We start from the raw sequence: 2,501 nt of genomic DNA, 5'->3' as shown, positions 1-2,501 counted from the left end.
TGTAGAAGAGAACCGTCCTGTCCTGGTTCTTCCCCTTGAAGGAGGCGAAGACAACTGGATTGTCCTCACCGAAGTCAGTCCACTGCTCAACTTCCTGTGCCCCGAGTTCCTTGAATGTGTCGGCAATCCATGCTGCCGTCTCCGGAAGTTCACTCTTCTTGGCCGAAACTGACTTGAATTCCACCAGCCTGTCAAAGTCGTGACGATGTTCATATGCGTACTGTTTCAATTCGTCTGTCATGAAAATGCCTCCTGTTAATCAAATGTTAATGATTCCTAGCCTAGTTCATTAAAAACAAATTGTCAACCTCAAATTTTAAAATGCAGTCAGGACGGCTTCATTGTGCATTTTTTGATACTTTTTTGCAGAAAAGTGTTGACTTGAAATTAAAATGTGATTATACTAGCTCACATGAACTTGAAAGCAAGAACGCAGAAAAGGACGCGGTCATTCAGCCCAACCTTAACAGAGAGCCCCATAAAGGTGAAAGCGGGCAAGGCTCTGGCTGGAATGATTATCACCTTTGAGTTTGTCGGGCGAACCTCACGCAGTAGCCTGACAGGGCCCCGGACACCTTACGTCCGAAAGGCTGTCTGAAATGCCGGCATATCTTCAGGCAGCGAATCAAGGTGGTACCGCGATGACACGCCCTTGAGTCCAGTTGGATTCAGGGGCTTTTTTCTGTTTCAACACAAAGATTGAAAGAGAGAACATCGTTATGAAAAAATCAATGAAAACTGTATTGTTAACAACCACTGCATTTGCCATGGCAGGCATGGTATCCTGTCCGAAGGCTGAGGCCGATTCGGGCAAAACGCTCAACTGGAGTGTCCAGTCCGATCTGGAGACGCTTGATCCGCAGCAATGCGTCGATTCCACTTCCGGTCAGATGCTGAACAATGTCTATGAGGGACTTTACCGTCACGGCACGAACAGGCTGGAGAAGGCGCTGGCGAAGAGCAGCAGCGTCTCAAAGGACGGTCTGACCTGGACCTTCAAGCTGAGAAAGGACGCCCGCTGGTCAAACGGCGACAAGGTCACGGCAAATGATTTCGTCTATGCCTTCCGGCGCTCAGTCGATCCGAAGACGAACGACTCCAATGCCAATCTGTTCGGATCCATCAAGAATGCCGGAGATATTCAGAAGGGAAGGAAGAAGCCGGCTGAACTCGGCGTTGAAGCACCGGACGACTACACGCTTGTGGTGCATCTTTCCGCCAAGGTTCCCTATTTCAAGTCCCTGCTTGCCGGATATCCGTTTGCACCGGTCAATCAGAAGGCAGTCGAGAAGTACGGCAAGAAGTACGGCACCGCTGCCAAATACACGGTTTCAAACGGACCGTTCGTGATGAAGACATGGACCGGGTCACAGCAGCGCTGGAATCTTGGAAAGAACAGGTATTACTGGGACAAAAAACACGTCAAGCTGGACAAGGTTCACGTGATGGTGGTCAAGGAAGCATCGACTGGATACAATCTCTATCAGACGAACAAGCTTGACATGGTCACCCTGAGCAACCAGCAGGCACGGAATCTGAAGAACAATCCCGAGTTCGTCACGAGAGAACAGGGAAGAATGGACTATCTCTCACTTAACGTGAACAACGAGTACCTGAAGAACAGAAACGTGCGTCTGGCTCTCGGCTATGCGCTCAACCGCAGGGACATGGTGAACAAGGTTCTGGGAAACGGATCGAAGACGCCTCTTTCCGGCGTGCCGCAGGACTTCATGACCTACAAGGGCGAAGATTTCGCCAAAGCTTCCCATACGAAGAATGCAACGACATATGACAAAAAGAAGGCTCAGAAGCTCTGGGACAAGGGGTTGAAGGAACTCGGGAAGTCCGGTCAGAAGGTTGAGCTGACCCTTCTCGGAGACGATGACGACACGACAAAGGCTCTGAACGAATACATCCAGAGTGCATGGCAGACAACACTGAAGAATCTCACCGTCAATGTTCAGTGCATGCCGAAGACACAGCGCATCGCCCGCATGATGAAGCACGACTTCGATGCCGTCTACACGAGCTGGGGCGCTGACTTCAACGACGCAAGCACATATCTCAACCTGCAGGCAAAGGATTCCAACTACAACTTCGGTCAGTGGGACAACGACGAGTACAACAGGCTCTTCGAAGCTTCCGCGACAACTGATGCCGGGAACAGTCAGAAACGTTGGGATGACATGGTCAGGGCCGAAAAGCTGCTGCTGGATGACGGCGGCATCCTTCCGACTCTTCAGCCTGCCAATGCCACGATGCTCAAGAAACGCGTCAGGGGTCTGGTCTATAATCCCGTCGGAGGATATAACTGGAAGGGTGTTTATTTGAAGTAATATATAGGAAGAAAAGTTGAATAACGGAGGTTTTCACTTGGAAAACTTCCGTTGTTTTTTGGCTTCATTATGTGTGATTTAGCTTGTGATAGTGAAAGTGTAATTTTAAGAATGAAGATTCAAGTTGGAGCTAATGCGGACATCTGTTACTTAGTAATATTTTTA

1 protein-coding gene and 1 pseudogene are annotated in these 2,501 nt (G+C 49.3%); one reads left to right on the top strand and one right to left on the bottom strand.

The window, feature by feature from the left end; all coding sequences use genetic code 11:
• A pseudogene (locus tag V7Z60_RS09745) lies at positions 1-241 on the bottom strand (acetylornithine deacetylase); the annotation flags it as partial.
• Between the two features lie 478 nt (positions 242-719).
• On the opposite strand from V7Z60_RS09745, the gene V7Z60_RS09740 reads away from it, so the two are divergent.
• On the top strand, positions 720-2,336 hold the full coding sequence (locus V7Z60_RS09740; protein ID WP_334117617.1) for a peptide ABC transporter substrate-binding protein: 1,617 nt from the start codon (positions 720-722) through the stop codon (positions 2,334-2,336).
• The last annotated feature ends 165 nt before the right edge of the window (positions 2,337-2,501 follow it).

It is taken from the genome of Ligilactobacillus sp., from assembly GCF_036846325.1.
Classification (GTDB): Bacteria; Bacillota; Bacilli; order Lactobacillales; family Lactobacillaceae; genus Ligilactobacillus.
The sequence above is the reverse complement of the archived record's forward strand: the minus strand, read 5'-3'. Positions and strand labels throughout refer to the sequence as shown.

Bases quoted from the DNA above. Each gene is read 5' to 3' on its own strand.
- V7Z60_RS09740 (WP_334117617.1), top strand. From the start codon at position 720: ATGAAAAAATCAATGAAAACTGTATTGTTAACAACCACTGCATTTGCC.